Source organism: Kitasatospora sp. NPDC056327, from assembly GCF_042261735.1.
In the GTDB taxonomy this organism is placed as follows: Bacteria; Actinomycetota; Actinomycetes; order Streptomycetales; family Streptomycetaceae; genus Kitasatospora.
On record NZ_JBHJRC010000080.1, the window covers coordinates 1 to 22764 of the forward strand.

Here is a 22764-nt window from a genome sequence, read left to right on the forward strand (position 1 = left end):
CGGTTACATTCCGAACCCGGAAGCTAAGCCTCACAGCGCCGATGGTACTGCAGGGGGGACCCTGTGGGAGAGTAGGACGCCGCCGAACAATCATTGTGAAGAACCCCCGCCGGGTCATCCGGCGGGGGTTCTTTGCGTTCACCACATGTCGATTTCCCCGTCTGGCATGTCGGGAAATGCGTAGCCGTCCTCCTCGTCCCACGGCACGTCGAGGTCGTCCAGGTGGACGTGCCAGTCGGCACCGGGGAGCGCACGGCGCAGAGAGGTCACGGAGTCCAGCACCCGGGTCATCACCGGCAGCAGCCGGCCGGGGTCGCTCGGCAGCTTGGTGGAGCCGGCCAGGATCTGCTCGGGATCGTCCTCGTCGTGCTCGTACAGGAAGAGGCTCTCCTCGTCCTGGTAGGGGAACGAGGCCGTGTGGGCGGCGACGACGCGTTCGACCGCGGCCGACTCTGCCCGGGTCGGTGCCGTTGCCCGGTGCGCGGTGTAGTAGAGGGAGACGCTCATGGACGGTGAGCGTAGTGCGGGGGTGTGACAGCGCCCCGGGGATCCGGGCCTGCTGAAAGGGGCCCGGCCGAGGCACGCTCAGAGGCGGCCGGCGGCCTTCAGCGCGAGGTAGGCGTCCGCCAGGGCGGGTGCCACCGAGGCGGGCGGGGCGTCCAGGACGGTGATCCCGGCGTGGGTGAGACGGTCGGCGGTGCGGCGGCGGTCGGCGCGGGTCTGTTCGGCGGCCGCGGCGCCGTAGACGGCCTCGACGGAGCCGCGGCCGGCGGCGAGCTCGGCGAGGTGGGGGTCGGAGACGGAGGCGAGGACGACCTCGTGCCGCTTCGTCAGGAGGGGCAGCAGGGGCAGCAGGCCGTCCTCGGCCGGGGCCGCGTCGAGGCCGGTGAGCAGGACGATCAGCGAGCGGTGCGGCGCCATCTTGAGCGCGGTGGCGACCAGCGAGCGCATGTCGGTCTCGTAGAGGGCGGGCTCCAGGACGGCCATCGCGGTGGTGAAGGCCGGAAGGATCTCGTTCGGGGAGCGGCCGGCCAGCGAGGCCCGCTTGCGCAGGTCGTGGGCGAGCAGGTCGACCCGGTCGCCGGCCTTGGTGGCCAGGGCGGTGAGCAGGAGCGCGGCGTCGAGCGAGGCGTCCAGGCGGGGGGCGTCGCCGACCCGGCCGGCGGAGGTGCGGCCGGTGTCGAGGACGATGAGGATGTGCCGGTCGCGCTCGGGGCGCCAGGTGCGGACGGCGACGGTCTGGCGGCGGGCGCTGGCCCGCCAGTCGATGGACCGGACGTCGTCGCCGGGCAGGTACTCGCGCAGGGAGTCGAACTCGGTGCCCTGGCCGCGGGTCAGGACGGAGGTCCGGCCGTCGAGTTCGCGCAGCCGTGCGAGCCGGGACGGCAGGTGCTTGCGGCTCGTGAACGGGGGCAGCGCGCGGACGGTCCAGGGGACGAGGTGGGAGCCCTGACGGCCGGCCAGGCCGAGCGGACCGAGGGAACGGACCGTCACCCTGTGGGCGTGGTGGTCCCCGCGCCGGGTGGGGGTGAGGACGGTGGTGGCGCGGCGCCGCTCGTGGCCGGGGACGCGCAGGGTGTGCCGGGAGGCGGCGATCCCGGTGCCGGGCCGCCAGGCGGACGGGGCCCAGGCGTCGCGGATCCGGGCGCGCAGGGGGCGTCCGGAGGGGTTGGTGACGGTGAGTTCGACGGCGGCGGGTTCGCCGAGCCGGACGGTGGTGTCGCCGCCGCGGGTGATCCGCAGGGCGCGGACGGGGGCGGCGAGCACCAGGTCGACGGCGACCCCGAGCAGGATGGCGCCGGTGACGGCTCCGATCCCCGCCCAGGAGGGCAGCAGCAGGCCCGTGACGAGGGCGCCGAGCGCGGCGAGCAGGGCGGTTCGTCCGGTGAGGGCCATGCGGTGCGTTCCTTCGTCGGGGCCGTCGGCGGAGCGGGGGCGCGCGCCTGGGCGCGGGGGGTCAGCGCGGGGCGGGCGTCTGGGCGAGCACGGCCTGGATGACGGAGTCGGCGGTGACGCCCTCCATCTCGGCCTCGGCGCGCAGGGCCACCCGGTGGCGCAGGGTGGGCAGGGCCAGCGCCTTGACGTCGTCGGGGGTGACGTAGTCGCGGCCGGCCAGCCAGGCCCAGGCTCGGGACGCGGCCAGCAGCGCGGTGGCGCCGCGGGGGGAGACCCCGATGGAGAGCGAGGGCGACTGCCGAGTGGCCCGGCAGAGGTCGACGATGTAGGCGAGGACCTCGGGGGAGACGGTCAGCCGGGCGATCCGCTCCCGGGCGGCGGCGATGTGCTCGGGGCCGGCGACCGGGCGGACGCCGGCGGCGCGGAGGTCGCGCGGGTCGAAGCCGGCGGCGTGCCGGGCGAGGACCTGGAACTCCTGGTCCCGGTCGGGCAGCGGGAGGATCAGCTTGAGCAGGAAGCGGTCGAGCTGGGCCTCGGGCAGCGGGTAGGTGCCCTCGTACTCGACGGGGTTCTGGGTCGCGGCGACCAGGAACGGCACCGGCAGGGCGCGCGGTTCGCCGTCGACGGTGACCTGCCGCTCCTCCATGGCCTCCAGCAGGGCGGCCTGGGTCTTCGGCGGGGTGCGGTTGATCTCGTCGGCGAGCAGCAGGTTGGTGAAGACCGGGCCGGGCTGGAAGGAGAACTCGGCGGTGCGGGCGTCGTAGACCAGCGAGCCGGTGACGTCGCCCGGCATCAGGTCGGGGGTGAACTGGATGCGCTTGGTCTCCAGGCTGAGGGCGGTGGAGAGGGTGCGGATCAGCAGGGTCTTGGCCACCCCGGGCACGCCTTCGAGCAGCACGTGGCCGCCGCAGAGCAGGGCGACGACGAGGCCGGTGACGGCGGCGTCCTGGCCGACGACGGCCTTGGCGATCTCGGCGCGCAGGGCGGTCAGCGCCTCGCGGGGGTCGCCGAGCCGGGGGTCGGCGGGCGGGGCGGCGGGGGCGTCGGGGATGGCGGGTGCCGTGCCGGGGGTGATGCTGCGGAGCTGGGTGGTGGCCTTGTCGGTCACGGCTTCCGTACCTGCCTTTCGAGGGCGTCGAGGTCGTCGGCGAGCCGCAGCAGTGCGGCGTCGTCGGTCGGGGGCGGGCCGTACAGGAGGGCCCGTACGTCCCCGGCGGACCGCTCGGGGAGACGGTCGGCGACCGCCGTGCAGAGCGCGGTGGGGTCGGGGGCACCGGCCACGGGCGGGACGCCCAGGGCGGGGGCGACCCGGTGCGCCGCGGCGCGGCGGAGCGCGTCGGCGGCGCGGCCGCGGGCCTTCGCCCGGCGGTAGAGGCGGGCGCGTCCCTCGGTGGTCTCGGAGGCCCGGACCACGACGGGCAGGTTCTCGCTGACGACCGGGCCGAGGCGGCGGCCGCGCCAGAGGGCGGCGAGTACGACGGCGACGCCGAGCTGCAGGCCGGCCCACGTCCAGCCGTCGGGGATGTAGTCCTGGAAGCTCTTCAGCCCGCCCTCGGCGACCGGGGCGGAGTAGTCGGGCAGGTGCCAGGTGACGTGCGGGCGGGAGCCGAGCAGGCCGAGGCCGAGGGCGGCGTTGCCGTCCTTCTTCAGCAGTTCGTTGCCGAGGAACTCGCCGCTGCCGAGGATCACCACATCGGTGCCGCGGCCGGTGGGGACGTGGACCAGGGGGTAGCCGTGGCCGCGCTGGTAGCAGCCCTCGCCCCGGCTGCCGGCGGTGTAGAGCAGGCCGCCGACGTGGGCGCTGCCGGCCCGGACGGCCTCGGGGAGGGAGCAGGCCGGGTCGGTGGTGCGGACGCGGGCGTAGGGGACCCCGCCGCCGTTCTCGTCGGCGGTGCGGATGCCGGGGGCGAGCGCGCCGAGGGCCGCGGGGCCGGGGGAGATCAGGACCAGCCTGCCGTGCCGGCCGGCGGCGACGGCGGCGAGCTGCTCGGGGGTGAGCAGATCGGGCTCGGGCAGCACCAGGGTGTCGGCGGCCGCCGGGCGGCCGGTGGGGTCGGCGGTGACGTCGACCCGGAGGCCCTCGCGCTGGAGCAGCGCGATCACGGCGTGGCTGCCGGTGGCGTCGTAGGAGCGCGGGTCGAGCGGCGGGTACTCGCGGTTCCCGTTGGCGGCGGCCAGCAGGACGGCGGCGAACAGGGCGAGCACGGCGGTGAGCAGGTACCAGCGGGCGCGTCGCCACAGGCCGCGGCCGGTGGGGGCGAGGCTGGTGGGTGCTCCTGCGGGAGCCGGCGCGGGTGCGGGGGACGCCGGTGCGGGGGTGGCGCTGGTCATGCGGCTCCTCCGGCGGCCGTGGCGAGGACCGGGCGGGTGCGTTCGAGGGTCCGGTCGAGGTCGCGCAGCAGCTGGTAGGCGGCCGGGTCGGCGGTGCGGTCGCCGTAGGCGATGTCGTCGAAGGTGCGGGCGGCCGAGGCGAGCGCGGCGGCGTGCCCGGGCAGGGCCCGGCCGGCCTCGGCGGCGGCCTCGTCGGCGGTGCGGCCGGGGCGGGGGTCGAGCAGGGTGCGCTCCTCCAGGCGGCGCACCAGGGCACGCATCTGCTCGCGGACGGCCTCGGCCCACCGGCCCGCGGTGGCGTGCCGTTCGGCGTCCTCCCGGTGCTCGGCGGCGCTGCGCGGTCCGGCCGCGTCGAAGACGCCGAGGTCGGTGCGGGCCGCCCGCCGGGGCGCGCCGAGGCGCCACCAGAGGGCGGCGGCGATCACCAGGGCGACCACCAGGAAGAGGATCAGGCCGGTGGTGCCGGTGGTGCCGCCGCCGGCGAGCGTGGCGAGCGCGTCGTCGATCCGTTCCATGATCCAGTCGACGACGCGCTCCTGGATGCTCGGGTCGTTGCGGTGGTAGTCGGCCTTGACCAGCTCGTCGCGGGCCGCGTCACGGGCGGCGTCGCGCGGGGTCGTGACCGGGGCACCGCCCGCGAGCACGACGAACTCCCCCCAGGTCGGCACCGGGCTCAGAGCTTCGTCGGGGCGGGACCGGCCTGGCCGCCCCAGCCGGTGCCCTCCTGCTCGGGCAGGCCCGCGGCGCGGGCGAGCTCGATGTCGAGGGCCTCCCGGCGGATCCGCTGGTCGACGTAGAGCAGCACGGTGATGGTGGCGGTGAACGGCAGGGTCAGGGTGGAGGAGAGGACTCCGCCGATCGCGACCAGGACCAGCATGGCGGGGGGCATCGAGGTGGCGTCGCCGGCGTCGACCTGGCCCGCGATGTCGTTGAAGCCGATCACCATGCCGACGACCGTGAACGGGGTGCTGATCATGCCGGAGACGATCATGGCGATGAGGAGGCTGAGCACCGTGATGCCGCAGATCCGCCACCAGGAGCGGCGGACCAGCCGGCGGGAGCGGGAGAAGGCGGCGACGATGCCCTGCTTCTCCAGCATGAGCGCGGGTGCGGCAAGGCTGAGCTGGATGCCGATCCAGATCATCACGGGGAGGCTGAGGAGGCCCACGACGGCGAGCAGGGCGACGATCCCGGACTCCTCGGCCCCGGCCAGCGCGTAGCCGATCAGGGGGGCGAAGCCCAGCAGTCCGATGCCGGCGAGGAGCAGGCCGTTCAGCACGGTGAGGCCGACGAGCTGGAGCAGCCGCGGCCGGGCGTCGCGCCAGGCGTCCCGGACGGTGACGGCGTGGCCGAGGACGGCCCGGCTGACGACCATGGTCAGCAGGGCCGAGGCGATCACGCCGAGCAGCCAGGAGAGCGGCAGGCTGACCAGGGCGGTCAGCACCGGGGTGAGTTCGCCGGTGTCGCCCTGGATGGCGAACTGGGCGGCGAGCGAGGCGCCCTGCTGGAGCACGGCGACGCCGAAGGAGAGACCGAGGGCGACCCGCCAGTGCTTGCGGACGGTGGAGACCGCGCCGTCGAGGATCTCGCCGAGGCCGAGCGGGCGCAGCGGGATGACGCCCGGCTTGGGGCTCGGCGGCGCGCCCCAGCCGTACGGCCCGCCGGGCGGGCCGTAGGGGGGCTGCTGCTGTCCGTACGGGGCCTGCTGTCCGTACGGAGCCTGCGGGGCTCCGGGAGCGGTGCCCCAGGCGGGCGGGGCGTCGTGGGGCGGTGCCGACTGGCCGGGCACGGCGGCGGGTGCGTCGGCCGTGGGCCGGGCGGCGTCGCGGGGCGGCTCGGACGAGCCGGGCGAGGCCCAGCCCGGAGTGTCGGTCATCACTGCTCCTCGGAGGGCGGCGGGGCGGGCGGCGCCGGGTGGATCTTCACGCGGGCGCAGCGCCCATCGTGTCATGGTGGCCGGACGCTCCCCAGGGGGATCCGGTTGCTGAACGGCAACGGCCGGGCGGGGGAGGGTTCGTGGGCCTCCCGAGGGGCTCCGGGGGTCGGTGAGGACAGGTCTTTCGCCCGGTATGGCCGGAAATCGCCGGACCGCCAGTTGGCCGATCTGGAGCAAAGGGACTGCTGTGCGGCAGGTCACAATCGGGTAATGAGAGGATGGACCCATGAAGGGACGCGTCCTCGTCGTTGATGACGACTCCGCACTGGCCGAGATGCTCGGCATCGTGCTGCGTGGTGAGGGTTTTGAGCCGTTTTTCGTCGCGGATGGGGACAGGGCGCTAGCCGCGTTCCGGGAGACCAAGCCGGACCTGGTCCTGCTCGACCTCATGCTGCCCGGCCGGGACGGCATCGACGTCTGCCGGCAGATCCGGGCCGAGTCCGGGATCCCGATCGTCATGCTGACCGCCAAGACCGACACGGTGGACGTCGTGGTGGGTCTGGAGTCGGGTGCCGACGACTACGTGACCAAGCCGTTCAAGCCCAAGGAACTGGTGGCCCGGGTGCGTGCCCGGCTCCGGCGGGCCGAGGAGCCGACTCCTGAGCAGCTGACCATCGGCGATCTGGTGATCGACGTGGCCGGCCACTCGGTGAAGCGGGACGGGCGGGGCATCCCGCTGACCCCGCTGGAGTTCGACCTGCTGGTCGCGCTGGCCCGCAAGCCGTGGCAGGTGTTCACCCGCGAGGTGCTGCTGGAGCAGGTCTGGGGCTACCGGCACGCGGCGGACACCCGTCTGGTGAACGTCCACGTGCAGCGGCTCCGCTCCAAGATCGAGAAGGACCCGGAGCGCCCCGAGATCGTGGTGACCGTCCGCGGCGTCGGCTACAAGGCCGGGCCCAGCTGACGTGAGGGACCAGGACGACGAGACCCCGGCGGGTACCGCGACCGACGGGGGCGGCGGCGCCGTGCGCGGGGACGTGCTGAGCTCGACCGCGCGGATCCGCCGCAGGATGCGCGCGGCCGCGCTGTTCGCGCCGGTCAGCCGCCAGCTGCGCCGCCCCGTGCACCGGGTGGCGGCGCTGTACCGGCGGTCGATCCAGCTGCGGGTGGTGGCGGCCACGCTGCTGCTGTCGGTCCTGGTGGTGCTGGTGCTGGGGGTCGTCGTGGTGGCCCAGGTGCGCACCGGACTGCTGGACACCAAGCGGTCGGCGGCCCGTGACCAGGCGGTCGCGGGTTTCCAGACCGAGCTCAAGAAGATCGACGAGGCGAGGGACGGGCGGCTGCGCGTCGGCGCGGTGGCCGACCCGGCCACCGAGGAGCGCGGGACCTGGATGCTCCGCCAGGTCGGCGAGCTGGCGGCCAGCGGCCAGAACGTCTACTCGGTGATCGCGATGGTGCCGGGCACCAGCGAGACGGTGCAGCCCGACAAGGCCGGGCTGGGCCCGCGCTACTCGGGCTACATCTCGCCGGCCAGCGTCCCGGACAGTCTGAAGGACCGGGTCGAGCAGGAGCCCGGCCAGACCTTCAGCCAGCCGACCCGGATCCAGCGCGCCCCGGACAGCGGCGGCAGGACCGGGGGGACCGAGCCCGGTCTGGTCTTCGGCCAGCAGTTCGTCGGTCCGGACGGCAGCAGCTACCAGCTGTACTACGTCTTCTCCTTCGGCCAGGAGACCAAGACCCTGAACCTGATCACCGGGACCCTGGCCACCGCCGGGGTGTTCGTGGTGATCATGATGGGCGGCATCGCCTGGCTGGTGGTGCGCCAGGTGGTGACACCGGTCCGGATGGCGGCCGGGATCTCCGAACGGCTGGCCGCGGGCCACCTGGAGGAGCGGATGAAGGTCACCGGGACGGACGACATCGCCCGGCTCGGCGAATCGTTCAACCGGATGGCGAACGCGCTCCAGGCGCAGATCCGCCAGCTGGAGGAGCTGTCCCGGGTGCAGCGGCGCTTCGTCTCGGACGTCTCGCACGAGCTGCGCACCCCGCTGACCACGGTCCGGATGGCCGCCGACCTCATCTACGACAGCCGCGAGGACCTTGACCCGATGGCGGCGCGGTCCGCCGAACTGCTCCAGGGGCAGCTGGACCGCTTCGAGTCGCTGCTCGCCGACCTGCTGGAGATCAGCCGGTTCGACGCGGGCGCGGCCGTCCTGGACGCCGAGCCGGTGGACCTGCGCGAGATCGTCGGCCGGGTGGTCGAGGCCGCGGACCCGCTGGCGCAGGCCAAGGGCAGCGCGGTGGTGATCCGCGGCGACGGCGAGCCGGTGGTGGCCGAGGTCGACTCCCGGCGGATCGAGCGGATCCTGCGCAACCTGGTGGTCAACGCGCTGGAGCACGGCGAGGGCCGGGACGTCGTGGTGCGGCTCGGTTCGCAGGACGGCGCGGTCGCGGTCGGCGTGCGGGACTACGGCATCGGCCTCAAGCCGGGCGAGGCGTCCCGGGTGTTCCACCGGTTCTGGCGGGCCGACCCGTCCCGGGTGCGGACCACCGGCGGAACCGGCCTGGGCCTGTCGATCGCGGTCGAGGACGCGCACCTGCACGGCGGCTGGCTCCAGGCCTGGGGCGAGCCGGGCGGCGGTTCGCACTTCCGGCTCACCCTGCCGCGCACCCGCGGCGGCGAGATCAGCCGGGCGCCGTTCCGGCTGGAGCCGGAGGACTCGCGCAACAACCGGGGCCTCGGCACGTACGGGGCGCCGTACCGGCGGGCGATCCGGCCGTCCGGCGCGACCGCGCTGAGCGTGACGGAGGAGCAGGCCGTCCCGGAGACCCCGGAGGCCTCCGGCAACGGCTTCGGCAGCGGGCTCGGCGGCGTGCTGAGCATCGGTCCCGGACTCGGCCGGCGGCCGGCGGAGGGCCCGCGGGCCGATCCGTCGGACGTGCTCCCGGCCGGTGCCGGGTACGGTGCGACCGGCGCGCAGGTCATGGTGGACCCGACGCCGGGCCGGCCGTCGGTGACGCAGCGGACCGCGGGGCCGGACGACGCCGTCGGGGCGTACGGCACGGGTGGAACGGACACGGAGGGGTCGCAGCGTGCGAAGGACCAGCGGCAGGATTGAGCCGCGGCTGGCCGGGGTGGCCGGCGCCCTGCTGGGCGCCCTGCTGGCCGGCGGCTGCGCGGCCATGCCCGAATCCGGGGGCGTCACCAGGATCGAGCTGTCCAAGAGCTCGGCCGACAAGAACCTCCAGGTCCGGGTCTTCCCGGTGGAGCCCGCCAGGAACGCCACCCCGCAGAGCCTGCTGGCGGGGTTCCTGGACGCGCTGACCGCCGACGACGGCTACGACACGGCGCGCAAGTACCTGACGCCCGGCGCGGCGGCGAGCTGGAAGCCCGAGGCGGGCGTCAGCGTGCTCGCCTCCAACCCGGCCGTCGACACGACCCGGAGCGACACCGACACCGACGTCTCCATCCAGGTCACCGGACAGCAGGTCGCCAAGGTGGACGACCGGCACTCGTACGAGATCCAGGAGCCGGCCGCGGCCCACTTCACCTTCTCCTTCGTGCGGGAGAAGGCCGGCGCGGAGTGGCGGATCGACCACCTGCCGGACGGGCTGATCGTCAACGAGGTCACCTTCCGCAACAGCTACCGCCAGGTCGACCGGTTCTTCTTCGCGGCCCCGGACCCGTCCTCGCCGGTGGCCGCGGCGGCGACCAGCCAGGAGGTGCTGATCGCCGACCCGATCTACCTGCGGCGCCGAATAGAACCACTCCTCTCGGCGGTCAACGCGGTGGTCGCCGGGCCCTCGAAGTGGCTCTCCCCGGTGGCCCGTTCGGCCTTCCCGTCCGGGACGAAGGTCGAGACGGCGAGCCTGGACGACAGCCGCACCGGGCACGTCACGCTCTCCGGGGCGGACCTCAGCAGTGCCACCGCCTGCCGGCAGATGGCCACCCAGCTCCTCTACACCGTCGCGGACCAGGGCACCGGGCAGGTGGACCGGCTGGAGCTGAAGGGACAGCACGGCGGTCCCAGCTGCCAGGCGAGCCGCGCCGACGAGCCCGCCATCGGGCCCGGCTCGCTGGCCGGGCAGATGTCCTCCCGGCAGTTCGTCCAGCGGGCCGACGACGGCACGCTCTACGAGACGCGCGGGGAGAGCGGCGGCGACCAGGTGCACGGACCGCTGGGCCGCGCGCAGCCGTCGGGCAAGCCGCTGAGCGCGATCGCGGTGGCCCGGGACGGCGAGCGCGCCGCGGCGGTCAGCGCGGACGGCCACCAGCTCTTCACGGTGCCGTTCTCGGAGACCATGACGACGATGCCGCCGCCGGTGCTGACCACCCAGGTGCGCCCGGGCTCCAAGGGCGACGACGGCCTGACCTCGCCGACCTGGGACGGCCGCGGCGACCTCTACGTGGTGGACCGGGACCCGCAGGAACCCAAGGTCCTGATGGTGCGCGACAAGAAGGTCGTGCCGGTGCCGGTGGAACGCCTGGGAGGCCGCCAGGTGCAGGGCATCAAGGTCTCCTCGGACGGGGTCCGGGTGGCCCTGCTGCTCAAGGACGGCAAGGACGGCAAGGAGCAGAAGCTCTGGCTGGGGCTGCTGCTCCACGAGGGCACCAAGGACGCGCCGACCGCGCGGATCACCGGGCTGCGGCTGGCCAATCCGGTCCTGGAGGACGTGACCTCGGTGTCCTGGGCGGAGGCGGACCAGCTGCTGGTGCTGGGCAAGGAGAAGGGCAAGCTGCAGCAGCTGCACTACGTCAGCACGGACGGGTCGCAGAGCCCGGACACCCGGCTGCAGGGCGGCGGCGAGATGAGCACGGTCGCCGCGTCGGAGACCAGGTCGAGCAGCACCGCCCCGGTGCCGCCGGTCCTGGCGCTGCAGGGCGGGGGCGTGGGCAAGCCGTACCGGCTGGTCAACAACCAGTGGCGGGAGCTGGTGCTGATGTACCAGGCCTCCGCGTTCATCTACCCCGGCTGATCACCGGGGCCGGCCGGCCCCGGTCACCGGGCCGGATCGCGCGGACCGTCGTGCGGGCCGGTCACCGGTCACCGGTCACCGGGCCGGGGTCCCGGTACGGGGCCGGGCCGGCCGGCCGCCGCGACGGTGGCGGCCGCGCCCGGCCGCAGGCCGACGGCGGACAGCGCCCGGGCCGCCTCGACGAGGCTCGCGCCGGTGGTCACCAGGTCGTCCACCACGACCGTCCTGCGCCCGGCGGCGCGGCGGTGGGCGCCGGGCCGTACGGTGAGCGCGCCGTGCAGGTTGCGGTGCCGGTCGGCGGCGGAGAGTCCGGACTGGTCGGCGACCGGGCGGGTGTGCCCCAGCAGTGCCGCGGCGCGGGCGTCCAGCCCCTCCCGGCGCAGGGCGCGCGCGGCGGCGAGGGCCAGCCGCAGGGTCGGGTCGTGGCCCCGGGCGCGGACGGCCGCGCGGGCCGAGGGCACCGGGACGAGCAGCAGCGGCGCCCGCTCCTCCTGCGGGCCGAGGGCGGTGCGCACCGCCCGGGCGAGGGTGTCGCCGAGGGGTCCGGCCAGCCGCAGCGCACCGCGCTCCTTGTGGGCCAGCAGCAGCCGGCGGACCGCGCCGTCGTACGGGGCGGCGGCGTGCGCCCTGGGCAGCACGGCGCAGGGGCCGGGGCGGGCGGTGGCCAGGAGGTGCCGGCAGGCCCGGCAGAGCGGGCCGCCCCCGGCACCGCAGCCGGCGCAGGGAGCGGGGAGCAGGACATCCAGCAGACCGGACAGGGCATGGGTGAGCGGATCCCGGGCAGACGGCGGGTCGGACCGCCTGCGGGACCGCGCGGTGGGGAGCGGCACGGCTGCTCCTCCCGGGTCGGGAACGCAGAGTGAGCAAAGAATGCGCCGTACGGGGGGTGTTGTCCAGGTATTTACCTGTGTTTCACTCGTCGGAGGGTAGACAGGGGGCAACAGCTTGACCGCCAAGCCCGTCACGACCGTCCTGCCCGTACGTGCCCGCACTCCGCACTGGGGAGGCGAAAACCCCGTGTGAGGTGTTCGATAAGGCTCCAGGGGGTTTCAACCGTCCCTGGTGGGGAGGAAGTGAGGAGAGGGCCAGTCGTTTCCGCCGTTGCCGGTGGGACGGAGGGCCGGCGGAGGTTTTGGCTGGTCCGGCTGGTCTCAGCCCGGCCCGGTAGCACCCGGGCCGGCGACAGAACGAGGGATCGGAGTTCTGCGTGGACATCGTCGTCAAGGGCCGCAAGACCGAGGTGCCCAAGAGGTTCCGGGATCACGTGGCCGAGAAGCTGGAGAAGGTCCAGAAGTTCGACGCCAAGGCCATCAGCCTGGACGTCGAGGTGTCCAAGGAACACAACCCGCGGCAGGCCGACCGGTCCGACCGCGTGGAGATCACTCTCCGTACCCGTGGTCCGGTGATCCGGGCCGAGGCCGCCGCCGCCGACGCGTACGCGGCGCTCGACCTGGCCTCGGCGAAGCTCGACGCCCAGCTCCGCAAGTCCGCGGACCGGCGCCGGGTCCACAAGGGCGGCAACGGCCGCACCCCGATCAGCGTCGCCGAGGCGACCGCGGCCCTGGCCGCGCTGCCCGAGACGCCGCCGTCGGAGAGCGTGACCAACGGGGCCGTCCGCAAGACCATGATGGGATCCCTGGAAGTGGAGGGCGAAGGCCCGCTGGTGGTCCGGGAGAAGACCCACCCGGCCGCCCCGATGGCGCTCGACCAGGCGCTCTACGAGATGGAGCTGGTCGGCCACGACTTCTACCTCTTCGTGGAGAAGGACAGCGGGCTTCCGAGCGTCGTCTACCGCCGGCACGGCTACCACTACGGCGTGATCCACCTGAAGGCCGACGGCTCGTCCGTCGAGGGTGGCGGCGCGGGTGGTGCGATCGGCGCGGGTGACGACGAGGACTGACCGTCGAGGACCGACCGTCCGAGCAGCACGGAAGGGGTGACCCCGGCGGCGGTGCCGCCGGGGTCACCGGCGTTCCGGGGCCCGCCGGGGGAGTTGACGGGCGGGTCCGCAGGTCACCCGATGCGGGGCAATCGGCGCCGGAGGGTGACCGGAGGGGGCTCCGGGCGTGGAATGATTGGCGCACGACGACCGGCGACGGGGGAGGAGCGGATGGGGGATCACTTCGGGCTGAGGCCCACGGGGGGGCCGGTCACGGGGGTGTCGCCCGGCCGCGGCGCGGAGTCCGAGTACGCCCCCCGGCGGGGGGAGCCGATCCGCGTCCTGGTGGTGGACGACCACGCGCTGTTCCGCCGGGGCCTGGAGATCGTGCTCGCCGAGGAGGAGGACATCACCGTCGTCGGTGAGGCCGGTGACGGCGCCGAGGCGGTGCTCAAGGCGGCCGACCTGCTGCCCGACATCATCCTCATGGACGTCAGGATGCCGCGCCGCAGCGGGATCGAGGCCTGCACCGCGATCAAGGACGTCGCTCCCAGCACCAAGATCATCATGCTGACGATAAGCGACGAGGAGGCCGACCTCTACGAGGCGATCAAGGCGGGTGCCACCGGCTACCTGCTCAAGGAGATCTCCACCGACGAGGTCGCCACCGCGATCCGGGCGGTCGCCGACGGGCAGTCCCAGATCAGCCCGTCGATGGCCTCCAAGCTGCTCACCGAGTTCAAGTCGATGATCCAGCGCCGCTCCGACGAGCGGGAGCTGGTGCCCGCGCCGCGGCTGACCGACCGTGAGCTGGAGGTGCTGAAGCTGGTGGCCACCGGGATGAACAACCGGGAGATCGCCAAGGAGCTGTTCATCAGCGAGAACACCGTGAAGAACCACGTGCGCAACATCCTGGAGAAGCTCCAGCTGCACTCCCGGATGGAGGCCGTGGTGTACGCGATGCGGGAGAAGATCCTCGAAATAGGGTGAGCGCGGGGCCGGTCGGGCCCCGCCTCCCGTTCCGGCCCCGCTCCGGCTAGTCCAGCAGCCGCTCCAGCGCCGGGCGCAGCGCCTCGTCGGACAGCGCCTCGACCCGGACGGCGTCGCAGCCCACCCACGAGGCGGCCTCGCGCAGCGCCCCGGCCAGGGCCGGCAGGTGCCGGGCGGAGTCCAGCGAGACCTGACGCGCCACCAGCGTCCGCCCCTCGCGGGCCGGATCGACCCGGCCGACCAGCCGGCCGCCGGTGAGCAGCGGCATCGCGAAGTAGCCGTGCACCCGCTTGTGCCTGGGCGTGTAGGCCTCCAGCCGGTGGGACATGCCGAAGATCCGCTCGGTGCGCGGGCGGTCCCAGATCAGCGAGTCGAACGGCGAGAGCAGCGTGGTGCGGTGGCGGCCGCGCGGCGGCTCGGCGAGTGCCGCGGGATCGGCCCAGGCCGCGCCCGGGGAGCCGTCCGGGCCCCAGCCGGCCACCTGGACCGGCACCAGGCCGGAGTCGGGCAGCACCGCGTCCAGCTGGTCGGCGCGCAGCCTGTGGTAGTCGAGCAGATCGGCCCGGGTGGCCACGCCGAGGGCCGCGCCGGACTGGACGACCAGGGTGCGCAGGCACTCCTCGTCGCTCGGCTCGGCCGCGAACAGCTCGGCGGGGACGGCCTGTTCGGCCAGGGCGTAGACGCGCTTCCAGCTCCGGCGGTCGGTGCAGACGACGTCCCCGAAGGCCAGCGCCCGCTCCACCGCGATCTTGGTGTCGGACCAGTCCCACCAGTCGGCGGTCCGCTTCGCGCCGCCGAGTCCGGTGGAGGTGAGCGGGCCCTCGGCGCGCAGCCGGTCGAGCACGCCGCGGTACGTCGCCGGGTCGACCTGCTTGCCCCAGACGTGGGCCTTGGCGCGGTAGCCGCGGCGCCGGAAGGCGAACAGCGGCCACTCCTCGACCGGCAGCACGCAGGCGGCGTGCGACCAGTACTCGAAGCTCGCGCCGGAGCCCCAGTACGCCGTCTCGACCGCCGGGCGGCCGACCGCGCCGAGCCGGGCGTAGGGGACCAGCTCGTGGGAGCGGGCCAGTACCGAGATGGTGTCGAGCTGGACGGAGCCGAGCCGGCGCAGCACGCCGCGCACGCCCCCGCGCCGGTCCGGTGCGCCGAGCAGGTCCTGGGCCCGCAGGGCGATCCGTCGGGCGTCGTCGGCGCCGAGCACGATCGCCGGGGCGGGGGCCGACGGGTCGGCGGTGGGGCGCGAGGTCGAGGCGGTCATACCGGCGAGCCTAGGGCGTGTCACCGACAACGGGCCCGCCCGTCCGGGGCGGTGGGCTCCGGACGGGCGGCCGGTCCCCGTCGTCGGCGGCGGCCGGTCGGCTCCGGTCAGCCCCGGTCGGCCGCCGGGCCGACGGGGGCGCCGGGGAGGTCGCCGGGCAGCAGCGAGGCGATCCAGGTGTCGTGGAACCGTCCGCGCTGCTCGGAGTAGGAACGCAGGGTGCCCTCGAACCGGAAGCCGACCCGCTCCGCCACCGCGCGGGAGCCCGCGTTGCCCACGTAGGCGAGCCACTCCAGCCGGCGCAGGCGCAGTGCGCCGAGCCCGTGGCGGGCCACCGCGGCGGCCCCCTCCACGGTGTAGCCGCGGCCGCGGAACTCCTTGGCCGTCCACCAGCCGACCTCGGCGGCGCCCGGCCGGCCCGCGCACGCGGTCAGGCCCTGGCAGCCGACCAGCGCGCCCGACTCGCGCTCGAAGACGCACCAGATCAGGTTCTCGCCGGTGCGCAGGCCCTCGGCGGCCAGGTCGCGGACGAAGTACTCGGCGTCCGCGCGGCGGTACGGGCTCGGCACCACCGTCCAGCGCTGGATCTCCGCGTCCTGGCAGGCGGCGAAGACCGCGTCGATGTCGCTCTCGCGCGGGGGGCGCAGCACGAGGCGCTCGGTGGTGAGCACGACGGGCTCGGCGGGGGCGGGCGGCCGGGGCGGCTCGGCCGGGAGTTCCGCGGGGTTTTCCTCGGGCTGTTCTTCCATGGCCGAATTATTCCGTGCAGAGATCAATCCGGGCATCCGATTAACGGATCAGGCCGTTCAACTGGCCGGACGGGCGCCCGGTTTGCCCTGGTGGATGAGAGTATCGGAGGATGTGCTCGCACGGGTGACACGGGAATAGCGTGCTGACGCACCTCCCGGGGTGTTGGGCTCCTCGCATACGATGGCCCGTGCGGTGGGGTGGATCCGCCGTGCAGTCGTCCAGTGCCAATACAGGCAAGGAGCCCGCTCACGTGTCCGTCTTCGACAAGATCCTGCGCGCCGGCGAAGGCAAGATCCTTCGCAAGCTGCAGCGGATTGCTGCCCAGGTCAATTCCATCGAAGAGGACTTCGTCAACCTCACCGACGCCGAGCTGCGCGCACTGACCGACGAGTACAAGCAGCGGCTCGCCGACGGCGAGACCCTGGACGACATCCTCCCCGAGGCGTTCGCCACCGTCCGCGAGGCCGCCAAGCGCGTGCTCGGCCAGCGGCACTACGACGTCCAGCTCATGGGCGGCGCCGCGCTGCACCTGGGCTACGTCGCCGAGATGCGCACCGGTGAGGGCAAGACCCTGGTCGGCACGCTGCCGGCGTACCTCAACGCGCTCACCGGCAAGGGCGTGCACCTCATCACGGTCAACGACTACCTCGCCGAGCGCGACTCGGAGTGGATGGGCCGGGTGCACCGCTTCCTCGGCCTTGAGGTCGGCGTGATCCTCGGCAACATGACGCCCGCCGAGCGCAGGCGCCAGTACGGGATGGACATCACGTACGGCACCAACAACGAGTTCGGCTTCGACTACCTGCGCGACAACATGGCCTGGTCGAAGGACGAGCTCGTCCAGCGCGGCCACAACTTCGCGGTGGTCGACGAGGTCGACTCGATCCTCATCGACGAGGCCCGCACCCCGCTGATCATCTCCGGCCCGGCGGACCAGGCGACCAAGTGGTACGCCGACTTCGCCAAGCTGGTGCTGCGTCTGAAGATCGACCGCGACTACGAGGTCGACGAGAAGAAGCGCACCGTCGGCATCCTGGAGGAGGGCGTCACCCGGGTCGAGGACTACCTCGGCATCGACAACCTCTACGAGTCGGTGAACACCCCGCTCGTCGGCTTCCTGAACAACGCCATCAAGGCGAAGGAGCTGTACAAGAACGACAAGGACTACGTCGTCATGAACGGCGAGGTCATGATCGTGGACGAGCACACCGGCCGCATCCTGGCCGGCCGCCGCTACAACGAGGGCATGCACCAGGCGATCGAGGCCAAGGAGGGGGTGGAGGTCCAGAACGAGAACCAGACCCTGGCCACCATCACCCTCCAGAACTTCTTCCGCCTGTACGGCAAGCTGGCCGGCATGACCGGTACCGGCACCACCGAGGCGGCCGAGTTCCACCAGATCTACAAGCTCGGCGTGGTGCCGATCCCGACCAACAAGACGCCGCTGCGCATCGACCAGCCCGACCTGATCTACAAGTCGGAGCCGGCCAAGTTCGCCGCCGTGGTCGAGGACATCGCCGAGAAGCACGAGAAGGGCCAGCCGGTGCTGGTCGGCACCGTGTCGGTCGAGAAGTCCGAGTACCTGTCGCAGGAGCTGCGCAAGCGCGGCATCCCGCACGAGGTGCTGAACGCCAAGCACCACGAGCGCGAGGCGCAGATCGTCGCCCAGGCGGGCCGCAAGGGCGCCGTCACCGTCGCCACCAACATGGCCGGCCGCGGTACCGACATCATGCTCGGCGGCAACGCCGACCACCTTGCCGCGGCCGAGCTGGCCCAGCGCGGGATCACCCCGGTGGACAACCCGGAGGAGTACGAGGCCGGGTTCCCGGAGGCGCTGGAGAAGGCCAAGGTCTCCGTCAAGGCGGAGCAGGACGAGGTCAAGGAGGCCGGTGGCCTCTACGTCCTCGGCACCGAGCGGCACGAGTCCCGCCGGATCGACAACCAGCTGCGCGGCCGTTCCGGCCGTCAGGGCGACCCGGGCGAGTCCCGCTTCTACCTGTCGCTGGGCGACGACCTGATGCGCCTGTTCAAGGCCGGCATGGTCGAGCGCGTGCTCTCGATGGCCAACGTGCCCGAGGACGTGCCGATCGAGTCGAAGATGGTCACCCGGGCGATCGCCTCCGCGCAGACCCAGGTCGAGCAGCAGAACTTCGAGATCCGCAAGAACGTCCTCAAGTACGACGAGGTGCTGAACCGCCAGCGCGAGGTCATCTACGGCGAGCGCCGCCGGGTGCTGGAGGGCGAGGACCTCCAGGAGCAGGTCGGCCACTTCATGGACGACACCGTCGAGGCGTACGTCCGGGCCGCCACCGGCGAGGGCTTCGAGGACGACTGGGACCTCGACAAGCTCTGGACCGCGCTCAAGCAGCTCTACCCGATCACCCTGGACCTGGCGGAGCTGGAGGAGGAGGCCGGCGGCACCGCGGGCCTCACCCCGGAGTTCCTCACCAAGGTCATCCAGGAGGACGTCCAGGCGCAGTACGGCGCCCGCGAGGACCAGCTGGGCGCGGAGATCGTGCGCGAGCTGGAGCGCCGCGTCGTCCTCTCGGTGCTGGACCGCCGCTGGCGCGAGCACCTCTACGAGATGGACTACCTCCAGGAGGGCATCGGCCTGCGGGCCATGGCGCAGCGCGACCCGCTGGTCGAGTACCAGCGCGAGGGCTTCGACATGTTCACCGCGATGATGGAGGGCATCAAGGAGGAGTCCGTCGGCTACCTGTTCAACCTGGAGGTCCAGGTCGAGCAGCAGGTCGAGGAGGTCCCGGTCGAGGACGCCGCGGTCATGCTCGACAAGCTGGAGAAGGACTCCGCCCGTCCGGAGATCAAGGCCAAGGGCCTGGAGGCCCCGAAGCCGCAGCGGCTGCACTACACGGCCCCCTCGGAGGAGGTCGGCGGCGGTGTGGTCGAGGGCGACTTCGACGACCTCGGCGGCGAGGACGAGGGCGACGGTCTGACCCGCGCCGAGCGCCGCAAGGCCGCGAAGTCGGCCAAGGGCCGCCGCCGCAAGGGCTGACGCGAGGCCGGCGGCCGGTCCGTCCGACGGACCGGCCCGCCGCCGGGCAGGGCGCCGCTCCCGTACGGGGGCGGCGCCCCGCGCCGTTTCCGGGGGGCGTGCGGGCGCCGAGGGCACGGCGGGCGGGGCGGTCGCGGTGGACGGGGTGGGTGCGGCGGCGGTGGTCACCGGGCCTCCACGGCGGTGCACTGCCACTGGCCGGACGGGCCGCGCGGTTCCAGCCGGAAGGCCACCACGTGGTGCCGGGAGCCGAGGTCGACCCGCACACAGGCCTCCACGGCGCCCGGGGAGGGCGAGCGGTCGTGCACCGGCCCGAGCCGCGGCCGTCCGGCGCCGCCCGGCCCCCGCAGGGTGCCGGCCCGGACCAGGGCGGAGAGCTGGCCGTAGCAGTCCAGCGTGGTGTGGCGCAGCAGCTGGCCGGAGGGCCGGGCGCCGGTGAGCACCTCCACCAGCCGGTGGGCGAACCGGACGCTCAGGCCCTCGCGCGGGTCGCGGTCCGGCCCGCCGGAGCAGGCGGCCCGGGGGTGGCGCGGCCGGCGGGGCCGGTGCTGCTGCCGCGGGTCCGCCGGCGGACGGGGGTCCCGGACGGTGCCGCGGGGGCGGTGCGGGCGCGCCGACAGCACGGCGGGCTGGGCGGGCGGTGCCGGGGCGCGGTTCGGGCACGTGGTCATGGGCCTTCCTCTGGGGCGGTCGGCGGCGGAGCCCGGACGGGGTCCGTGGTGCTGCGGGTGGGTGCTGCGGCATCGCGGTGCGGACACCGTGCGGTGCGGACGGGGGCGTGCGGTGCGGACAGGGTGGTGCGAGCGCGGACGGAGCCTTGCTACCGGCCCCGGGCGCGGTGCGGCAACGGGGTCGCGGCGGGCTCCGGGAGCGCCGTGGAGTTCACCTATCCGGGTGATCCGGCCCGTGCGGCGGCGGGACGCCCGGCGGTCCCGCCGGCACCGGGTTGACGCCCGGGGGAGAGCGGGAAGGCCCGAAAGAGGACGGTCGGTTCCGCCGGGGCGGGCGTTGCGCCGGGGGCCGTCGCACGCGCAGGATCGGAGCCGGGCCGTACGCCCCGCAGGACCACCGCCCCGACGACGACAGGCGGCCGGCATGACGACATGGGTATCCGGGACGCGTCCGGCGCCGCCGCCGGCGGACGGGCGCGCGCCCCGGCGCGGCCTGGTGCTGGGCGGCGGGGGCATGCTCGGCGCGGCGTGGACGGTCGGCGCGCTCTGCGCGGTGGAGGAGGCGACCGGCCGCCGGCCGGGCGACGCGGACGTGCTGCTCGGCACCTCGGCGGGCGCGGTCCTCGGCGCGCTGCTGGCGGGCGGAGTGGGTGCCGGCCAGCTCCGGGACCACCAGCGGGGCCTGCCGGTGACCTCCGGGCCACTGGCGGGGATCGACTTCGACTACGACTCGGCGGTCGGCGGCGCGCTGCCGCCGCGGCCCCGGGCGGGCATCGGCTCGCCGGGCCTGCTGCGGGAGGCCGTGCGGCATCCGCGCGCCTACCCGCTGCTCACCGTGGTGTCGGCGGCGGCGCCGCACGGCCGGGGCTCGCTGGCCCCGGTCGGCGCGCTTGTCGACGCCCTCTTCGGCGGGGAGCGGGCGGCGGGGGAGGACGGTCCGACGGTGCGGAGCGGTGCGGTGGCGCAGGGCGACACGGGCGGTCCGCCCGGTCCGCGCGCCCGGCCGGGGGTCCCGGCGCTGCGGGCCGTCGCGGTGGACTACCGCAGCGGTCGGCGGGTGGTCTTCGGGGACCCCGGTGCGCCGCCCGCCCGGCTCGCCGAGGCGGTGATGGCCTCGTGCGCGATCCCCGGCTGGTTCGCGCCGGTCACGGTGGGCGGCACGGACTACGTGGACGGCGGCTGCTGGTCGGCCACCAACGCCGACCTGCTGCTCGACCGGGGCCTCGACGAGGTGTACGTGCTCGCCCCGATGGCGCTGCGCCGCGATCCCCGGGGGCGCCCGGAGCCCGGTCCCGGCAGGTCGGCCGCCGCGCGCGCCCGGCGCGTGCTGGACGGCTCGCGCGCCCCGCGCGAACGGGACCGCCCGCGCGGGGTGCTCGCCCAGCTGGTCGGCCGCTACCGCCGGGCGGTGACCCGGCAGCTGCTGCGCGAGGCCCTGCTGCTGCGGGCGAGCGGGGTCCGGGTGCACCTGCTCGCACCCACCCCGGCGGACCTGGCGGTGATGGGCCCGAACATGATGGACGGAGCCCGCCGCGGCGCCGTCCTGGAGAGCGCCCTGGACACCTGCCGCAGGGCCCTGGAGACGGCCCGCTGAGAGCGGCCGGCCGCCGGGGGCGCGGGACCGCCCGCGGACGGGGTGATCGCGGCGCCGCGTCCGGCGCTTATTCTGGGGCGCTGGAAGCTGTGCCGCTGGACGAACCGGAGAGTGCCACCGATGCGCGTGTACGTGCCCACCACCCTGACCGGCCTGGCGGAGGCGCACTCGGGCGGCGCGCTGGAGCAGCCCGCGGCCTACGCCGTGACGCCCGCGCTGCGCGAGTGGTACGTCAGCGACGACATCGAGGAACTGGAGTACGCGGCGCTCAACCGGGCCGCCCAGTCCTCGCTCCGCCTGCTGGCCGCCGACCCGGACGCCCCGCGCCGCCGCGTCGTCGTCGCGCTCGACGTCGCCGACTCGGCGGTCGGGCCGTTCCCCGGTGACGAGTACCAGGACCAGGCCTCGCTGGGCCGCGTGGTGCTGGCCGGTCCCGTGAAGCTGGCCAAGGCGGCCGCGGTGCACGCGGACGTCGCCGACACGGACGTGGTGGCCGACGTGGCGGCGGCCGTCGAGGCGGTGGCCGCGGCGGACGCGGGCGACCAGGACGCCCAGTTCACCGTGGACGGCGCCGAGGACCACGACCTGCTCTGGTACGCCACCCAGGAGATCACCGGCCTGCTGGCCTGAGCCCGGGGCCCGTTCGCCGGGGCCCGCGCACCGGGCCCGCGGACCCGGGCCCCGCCCCCGTCCTTCCGGTCCGGCGGGGTGCGGCGTTACCGTTCAACGCGTGCGCACACATATCGTCTGGGACTGGAACGGAACGCTCTTCCACGACATGGAGGCGGTGCTCGGCGCGAGCAACGCCGCGTTCGCGACCATCGGCGTCGGCCCGATGACGCTGCAGGAGTACCGCGAGCAGTACGAGATCCCGATCCCCCGGTTCTACCAGCGCCTGCTCGGCCGGCTGCCCTCCCAGGACGAGTGGCAGCGCCTGGACGACGCCTTCCACGACCGCTACCGCGAGCTGAGCACCGCCTGCGGCCTCACCGCGGGCGCCCTGGAGCTGCTGGACGGCTGGCGGGCGGCGGGCCACAGCCAGTCGCTGCTCTCCATGTACGAGCACGACCGGCTGCTGCCGGTGGTCGAGGGCTTCGGCCTGACCGCCCGCTTCCTGCGGGTGGACGGGCGCAGCGGCCCGGCCGGCGGGCAGAAGGCCGAGCACCTGGTCCGGCACCTGGCCGCGCTCGGCGAGCGGGTCGACCCGGGCCGGACGGTGCTGATCGGCGACGCGGCGGACGACGCGCTGGCCGCGCTGGACGCGGGCGCGCACGCGGTGCTGTACACCGGAGGCTCGCACACCCGGGAGAAGCTGGAGCCGGTCGGCGTACCGGTGGTGGACACCCTGGCGGAGGCGGTGGAGCTGGCCGGGCGCCTCGCCGCCTGAGGCGCGCCGCGGCCCGGGGCTGCCCGCTCGGGGCCGCCCGGCCGGTCCGGAGCGTGAGCCGCGCCACGTCCACCGTTGGCGTGTCCGGGGAGCGAAGCGGCCCGCCGCTGGTCAGGCTGGACGGGAGCCGGGGCCGTCGTCG

General features: G+C 74.5%; 19 protein-coding genes and 1 rRNA gene. 10 read left to right on the forward strand and 10 right to left on the reverse strand.

Going from position 1 to position 22764, the window contains the following annotated elements; genetic code table 11:
* Window positions 1-88, forward strand: a 5S ribosomal RNA gene (rrf, locus tag ACFCX4_RS14435); the annotation flags it as partial.
* A 50-nt stretch (window positions 89-138) separates the two neighbouring features.
* On the opposite strand, the gene ACFCX4_RS14440 is transcribed toward rrf, so the two are convergent.
* The 6 genes from ACFCX4_RS14440 to ACFCX4_RS14465 all read right to left on the reverse strand — a co-directional run bounded on the left by ACFCX4_RS14440 (window position 139) and on the right by ACFCX4_RS14465 (window position 6103).
* Window positions 139-507 carry a hypothetical protein gene (locus ACFCX4_RS14440; RefSeq protein ID WP_376142101.1) on the reverse strand — a complete coding sequence of 123 codons (369 nt, stop codon included), beginning with the start codon at window positions 505-507 and terminating at the stop codon, window positions 139-141.
* A 78-nt stretch (window positions 508-585) separates the two neighbouring features.
* Window positions 586-1896 carry a DUF58 domain-containing protein gene (locus tag ACFCX4_RS14445; RefSeq protein WP_376142104.1) on the reverse strand — a complete coding sequence of 437 codons (1311 nt, stop codon included), beginning with the start codon at window positions 1894-1896 and terminating at the stop codon, window positions 586-588.
* Window positions 1897-1957: 61 nt separating this feature from the next.
* The gene (locus ACFCX4_RS14450; protein ID WP_376142146.1) at window positions 1958-2947 is read right to left on the reverse strand and encodes an AAA family ATPase; all 990 of its coding nucleotides are present in this window, start codon (window positions 2945-2947) and stop codon (window positions 1958-1960) included.
* A 53-nt stretch (window positions 2948-3000) separates the two neighbouring features.
* Window positions 3001-4227: a DUF4350 domain-containing protein gene (locus ACFCX4_RS14455; RefSeq protein ID WP_376142107.1), complete on the reverse strand. Its 1227-nt coding sequence runs from the start codon at window positions 4225-4227 to the stop codon at window positions 3001-3003.
* Window positions 4224-4895 carry a DUF4129 domain-containing protein gene (locus ACFCX4_RS14460; protein WP_376142109.1) on the reverse strand — a complete coding sequence of 224 codons (672 nt, stop codon included), beginning with the start codon at window positions 4893-4895 and terminating at the stop codon, window positions 4224-4226. The genes ACFCX4_RS14455 and ACFCX4_RS14460 overlap by 4 nt, the downstream gene beginning before the upstream one ends.
* Before the next feature lie 5 nt (window positions 4896-4900).
* Window positions 4901-6103, reverse strand: coding sequence for a hypothetical protein (locus ACFCX4_RS14465; RefSeq protein WP_376142112.1), 1203 nt, complete (start codon window positions 6101-6103; stop codon window positions 4901-4903).
* A gap of 286 nt (window positions 6104-6389) precedes the next feature.
* On the opposite strand from ACFCX4_RS14465, the gene mtrA reads away from it, so the two are divergent.
* From mtrA to ACFCX4_RS14480, 3 genes are read left to right on the forward strand one after another with little or no spacing between them, the layout of a single operon-like run.
* Window positions 6390-7067: an MtrAB system response regulator MtrA gene (gene mtrA, locus ACFCX4_RS14470; RefSeq protein ID WP_030247322.1), complete on the forward strand. Its 678-nt coding sequence runs from the start codon at window positions 6390-6392 to the stop codon at window positions 7065-7067.
* A gap of 1 nt (window position 7068) precedes the next feature.
* Entirely contained in the window at window positions 7069-9222 is a 2154-nt protein-coding gene (gene mtrB / locus ACFCX4_RS14475) for an MtrAB system histidine kinase MtrB (protein WP_376142114.1), read from the forward strand.
* Window positions 9197-11080: an LpqB family beta-propeller domain-containing protein gene (locus tag ACFCX4_RS14480; RefSeq protein WP_376142117.1), complete on the forward strand. Its 1884-nt coding sequence runs from the start codon at window positions 9197-9199 to the stop codon at window positions 11078-11080. The genes mtrB and ACFCX4_RS14480 overlap by 26 nt, the downstream gene beginning before the upstream one ends.
* A gap of 68 nt (window positions 11081-11148) precedes the next feature.
* On the opposite strand, the gene ACFCX4_RS14485 is transcribed toward ACFCX4_RS14480, so the two are convergent.
* Entirely contained in the window at window positions 11149-11910 is a 762-nt protein-coding gene (locus tag ACFCX4_RS14485) for a ComF family protein (protein WP_376142119.1), read from the reverse strand.
* 377 nt (window positions 11911-12287) lie between these two features.
* On the opposite strand from ACFCX4_RS14485, the gene hpf reads away from it, so the two are divergent.
* Both hpf and ACFCX4_RS14495 read left to right on the forward strand, forming a co-directional pair.
* Window positions 12288-12980, forward strand: a complete 693-nt coding sequence (hpf, locus tag ACFCX4_RS14490; RefSeq protein ID WP_376142122.1) for a ribosome hibernation-promoting factor, HPF/YfiA family — start codon at window positions 12288-12290, stop codon at window positions 12978-12980.
* A gap of 210 nt (window positions 12981-13190) precedes the next feature.
* Entirely contained in the window at window positions 13191-13949 is a 759-nt protein-coding gene (locus tag ACFCX4_RS14495) for a response regulator (RefSeq protein ID WP_376142125.1), read from the forward strand.
* A 46-nt stretch (window positions 13950-13995) separates the two neighbouring features.
* On the opposite strand, the gene ACFCX4_RS14500 is transcribed toward ACFCX4_RS14495, so the two are convergent.
* Both ACFCX4_RS14500 and ACFCX4_RS14505 read right to left on the reverse strand, forming a co-directional pair.
* Entirely contained in the window at window positions 13996-15207 is a 1212-nt protein-coding gene (locus ACFCX4_RS14500; protein WP_376142127.1) for a winged helix-turn-helix domain-containing protein, read from the reverse strand.
* 107 nt (window positions 15208-15314) lie between these two features.
* The gene (locus tag ACFCX4_RS14505) at window positions 15315-15956 is read right to left on the reverse strand and encodes a GNAT family N-acetyltransferase (protein ID WP_376142130.1); all 642 of its coding nucleotides are present in this window, start codon (window positions 15954-15956) and stop codon (window positions 15315-15317) included.
* Between the two features lie 251 nt (window positions 15957-16207).
* On the opposite strand from ACFCX4_RS14505, the gene secA reads away from it, so the two are divergent.
* Window positions 16208-18970, forward strand: coding sequence for a preprotein translocase subunit SecA (gene secA / locus ACFCX4_RS14510; protein WP_376142133.1), 2763 nt, complete (start codon window positions 16208-16210; stop codon window positions 18968-18970).
* Between the two features lie 164 nt (window positions 18971-19134).
* Here the strand turns inward: secA and ACFCX4_RS14515 are convergent, their stop codons facing one another.
* Window positions 19135-19641, reverse strand: a complete 507-nt coding sequence (locus ACFCX4_RS14515) for an Rv3235 family protein (protein ID WP_376142135.1) — start codon at window positions 19639-19641, stop codon at window positions 19135-19137.
* A 424-nt stretch (window positions 19642-20065) separates the two neighbouring features.
* Here ACFCX4_RS14515 and ACFCX4_RS14520 point away from each other — a divergent pair, with 424 nt between their 5' ends.
* The 3 genes from ACFCX4_RS14520 (at window position 20066) to ACFCX4_RS14530 (ending at window position 22622) form a co-directional block, all read left to right on the forward strand.
* Complete coding sequence (locus tag ACFCX4_RS14520; protein ID WP_376142137.1) at window positions 20066-21235, forward strand: patatin-like phospholipase family protein; 1170 nt, start codon at window positions 20066-20068, stop codon at window positions 21233-21235.
* A gap of 120 nt (window positions 21236-21355) precedes the next feature.
* Complete coding sequence (locus tag ACFCX4_RS14525) at window positions 21356-21865, forward strand: DUF6912 family protein (protein ID WP_376142139.1); 510 nt, start codon at window positions 21356-21358, stop codon at window positions 21863-21865.
* A 100-nt stretch (window positions 21866-21965) separates the two neighbouring features.
* Complete coding sequence (locus ACFCX4_RS14530; RefSeq protein ID WP_376142141.1) at window positions 21966-22622, forward strand: HAD family hydrolase; 657 nt, start codon at window positions 21966-21968, stop codon at window positions 22620-22622.
* Window positions 22623-22764: the final 142 nt, after the last annotated feature.

Bases quoted from the DNA above. Each gene is read 5' to 3' on its own strand.
- ACFCX4_RS14465 (WP_376142112.1), bottom strand. From the start codon at position 6,103: ATGACCGACACTCCGGGCTGGGCCTCGCCCGGCTCGTCCGAGCCGCCC.
- ACFCX4_RS14505 (WP_376142130.1), bottom strand. From the start codon at position 15,956: ATGGAAGAACAGCCCGAGGAAAACCCCGCGGAACTCCCGGCCGAGCCG.
- ACFCX4_RS14455 (WP_376142107.1), bottom strand. From the start codon at position 4,227: ATGACCAGCGCCACCCCCGCACCGGCGTCCCCCGCACCCGCGCCGGCT.
- mtrA (WP_030247322.1), top strand. From the start codon at position 6,390: ATGAAGGGACGCGTCCTCGTCGTTGATGACGACTCCGCACTGGCCGAG.
- ACFCX4_RS14525 (WP_376142139.1), top strand. From the start codon at position 21,356: ATGCGCGTGTACGTGCCCACCACCCTGACCGGCCTGGCGGAGGCGCAC.
- ACFCX4_RS14440 (WP_376142101.1), bottom strand. From the start codon at position 507: ATGAGCGTCTCCCTCTACTACACCGCGCACCGGGCAACGGCACCGACC.
- ACFCX4_RS14500 (WP_376142127.1), bottom strand. From the start codon at position 15,207: ATGACCGCCTCGACCTCGCGCCCCACCGCCGACCCGTCGGCCCCCGCC.
- ACFCX4_RS14495 (WP_376142125.1), top strand. From the start codon at position 13,191: ATGGGGGATCACTTCGGGCTGAGGCCCACGGGGGGGCCGGTCACGGGG.
- ACFCX4_RS14515 (WP_376142135.1), bottom strand. From the start codon at position 19,641: ATGACCACGTGCCCGAACCGCGCCCCGGCACCGCCCGCCCAGCCCGCC.
- ACFCX4_RS14520 (WP_376142137.1), top strand. From the start codon at position 20,066: ATGACGACATGGGTATCCGGGACGCGTCCGGCGCCGCCGCCGGCGGAC.
- ACFCX4_RS14445 (WP_376142104.1), bottom strand. From the start codon at position 1,896: ATGGCCCTCACCGGACGAACCGCCCTGCTCGCCGCGCTCGGCGCCCTC.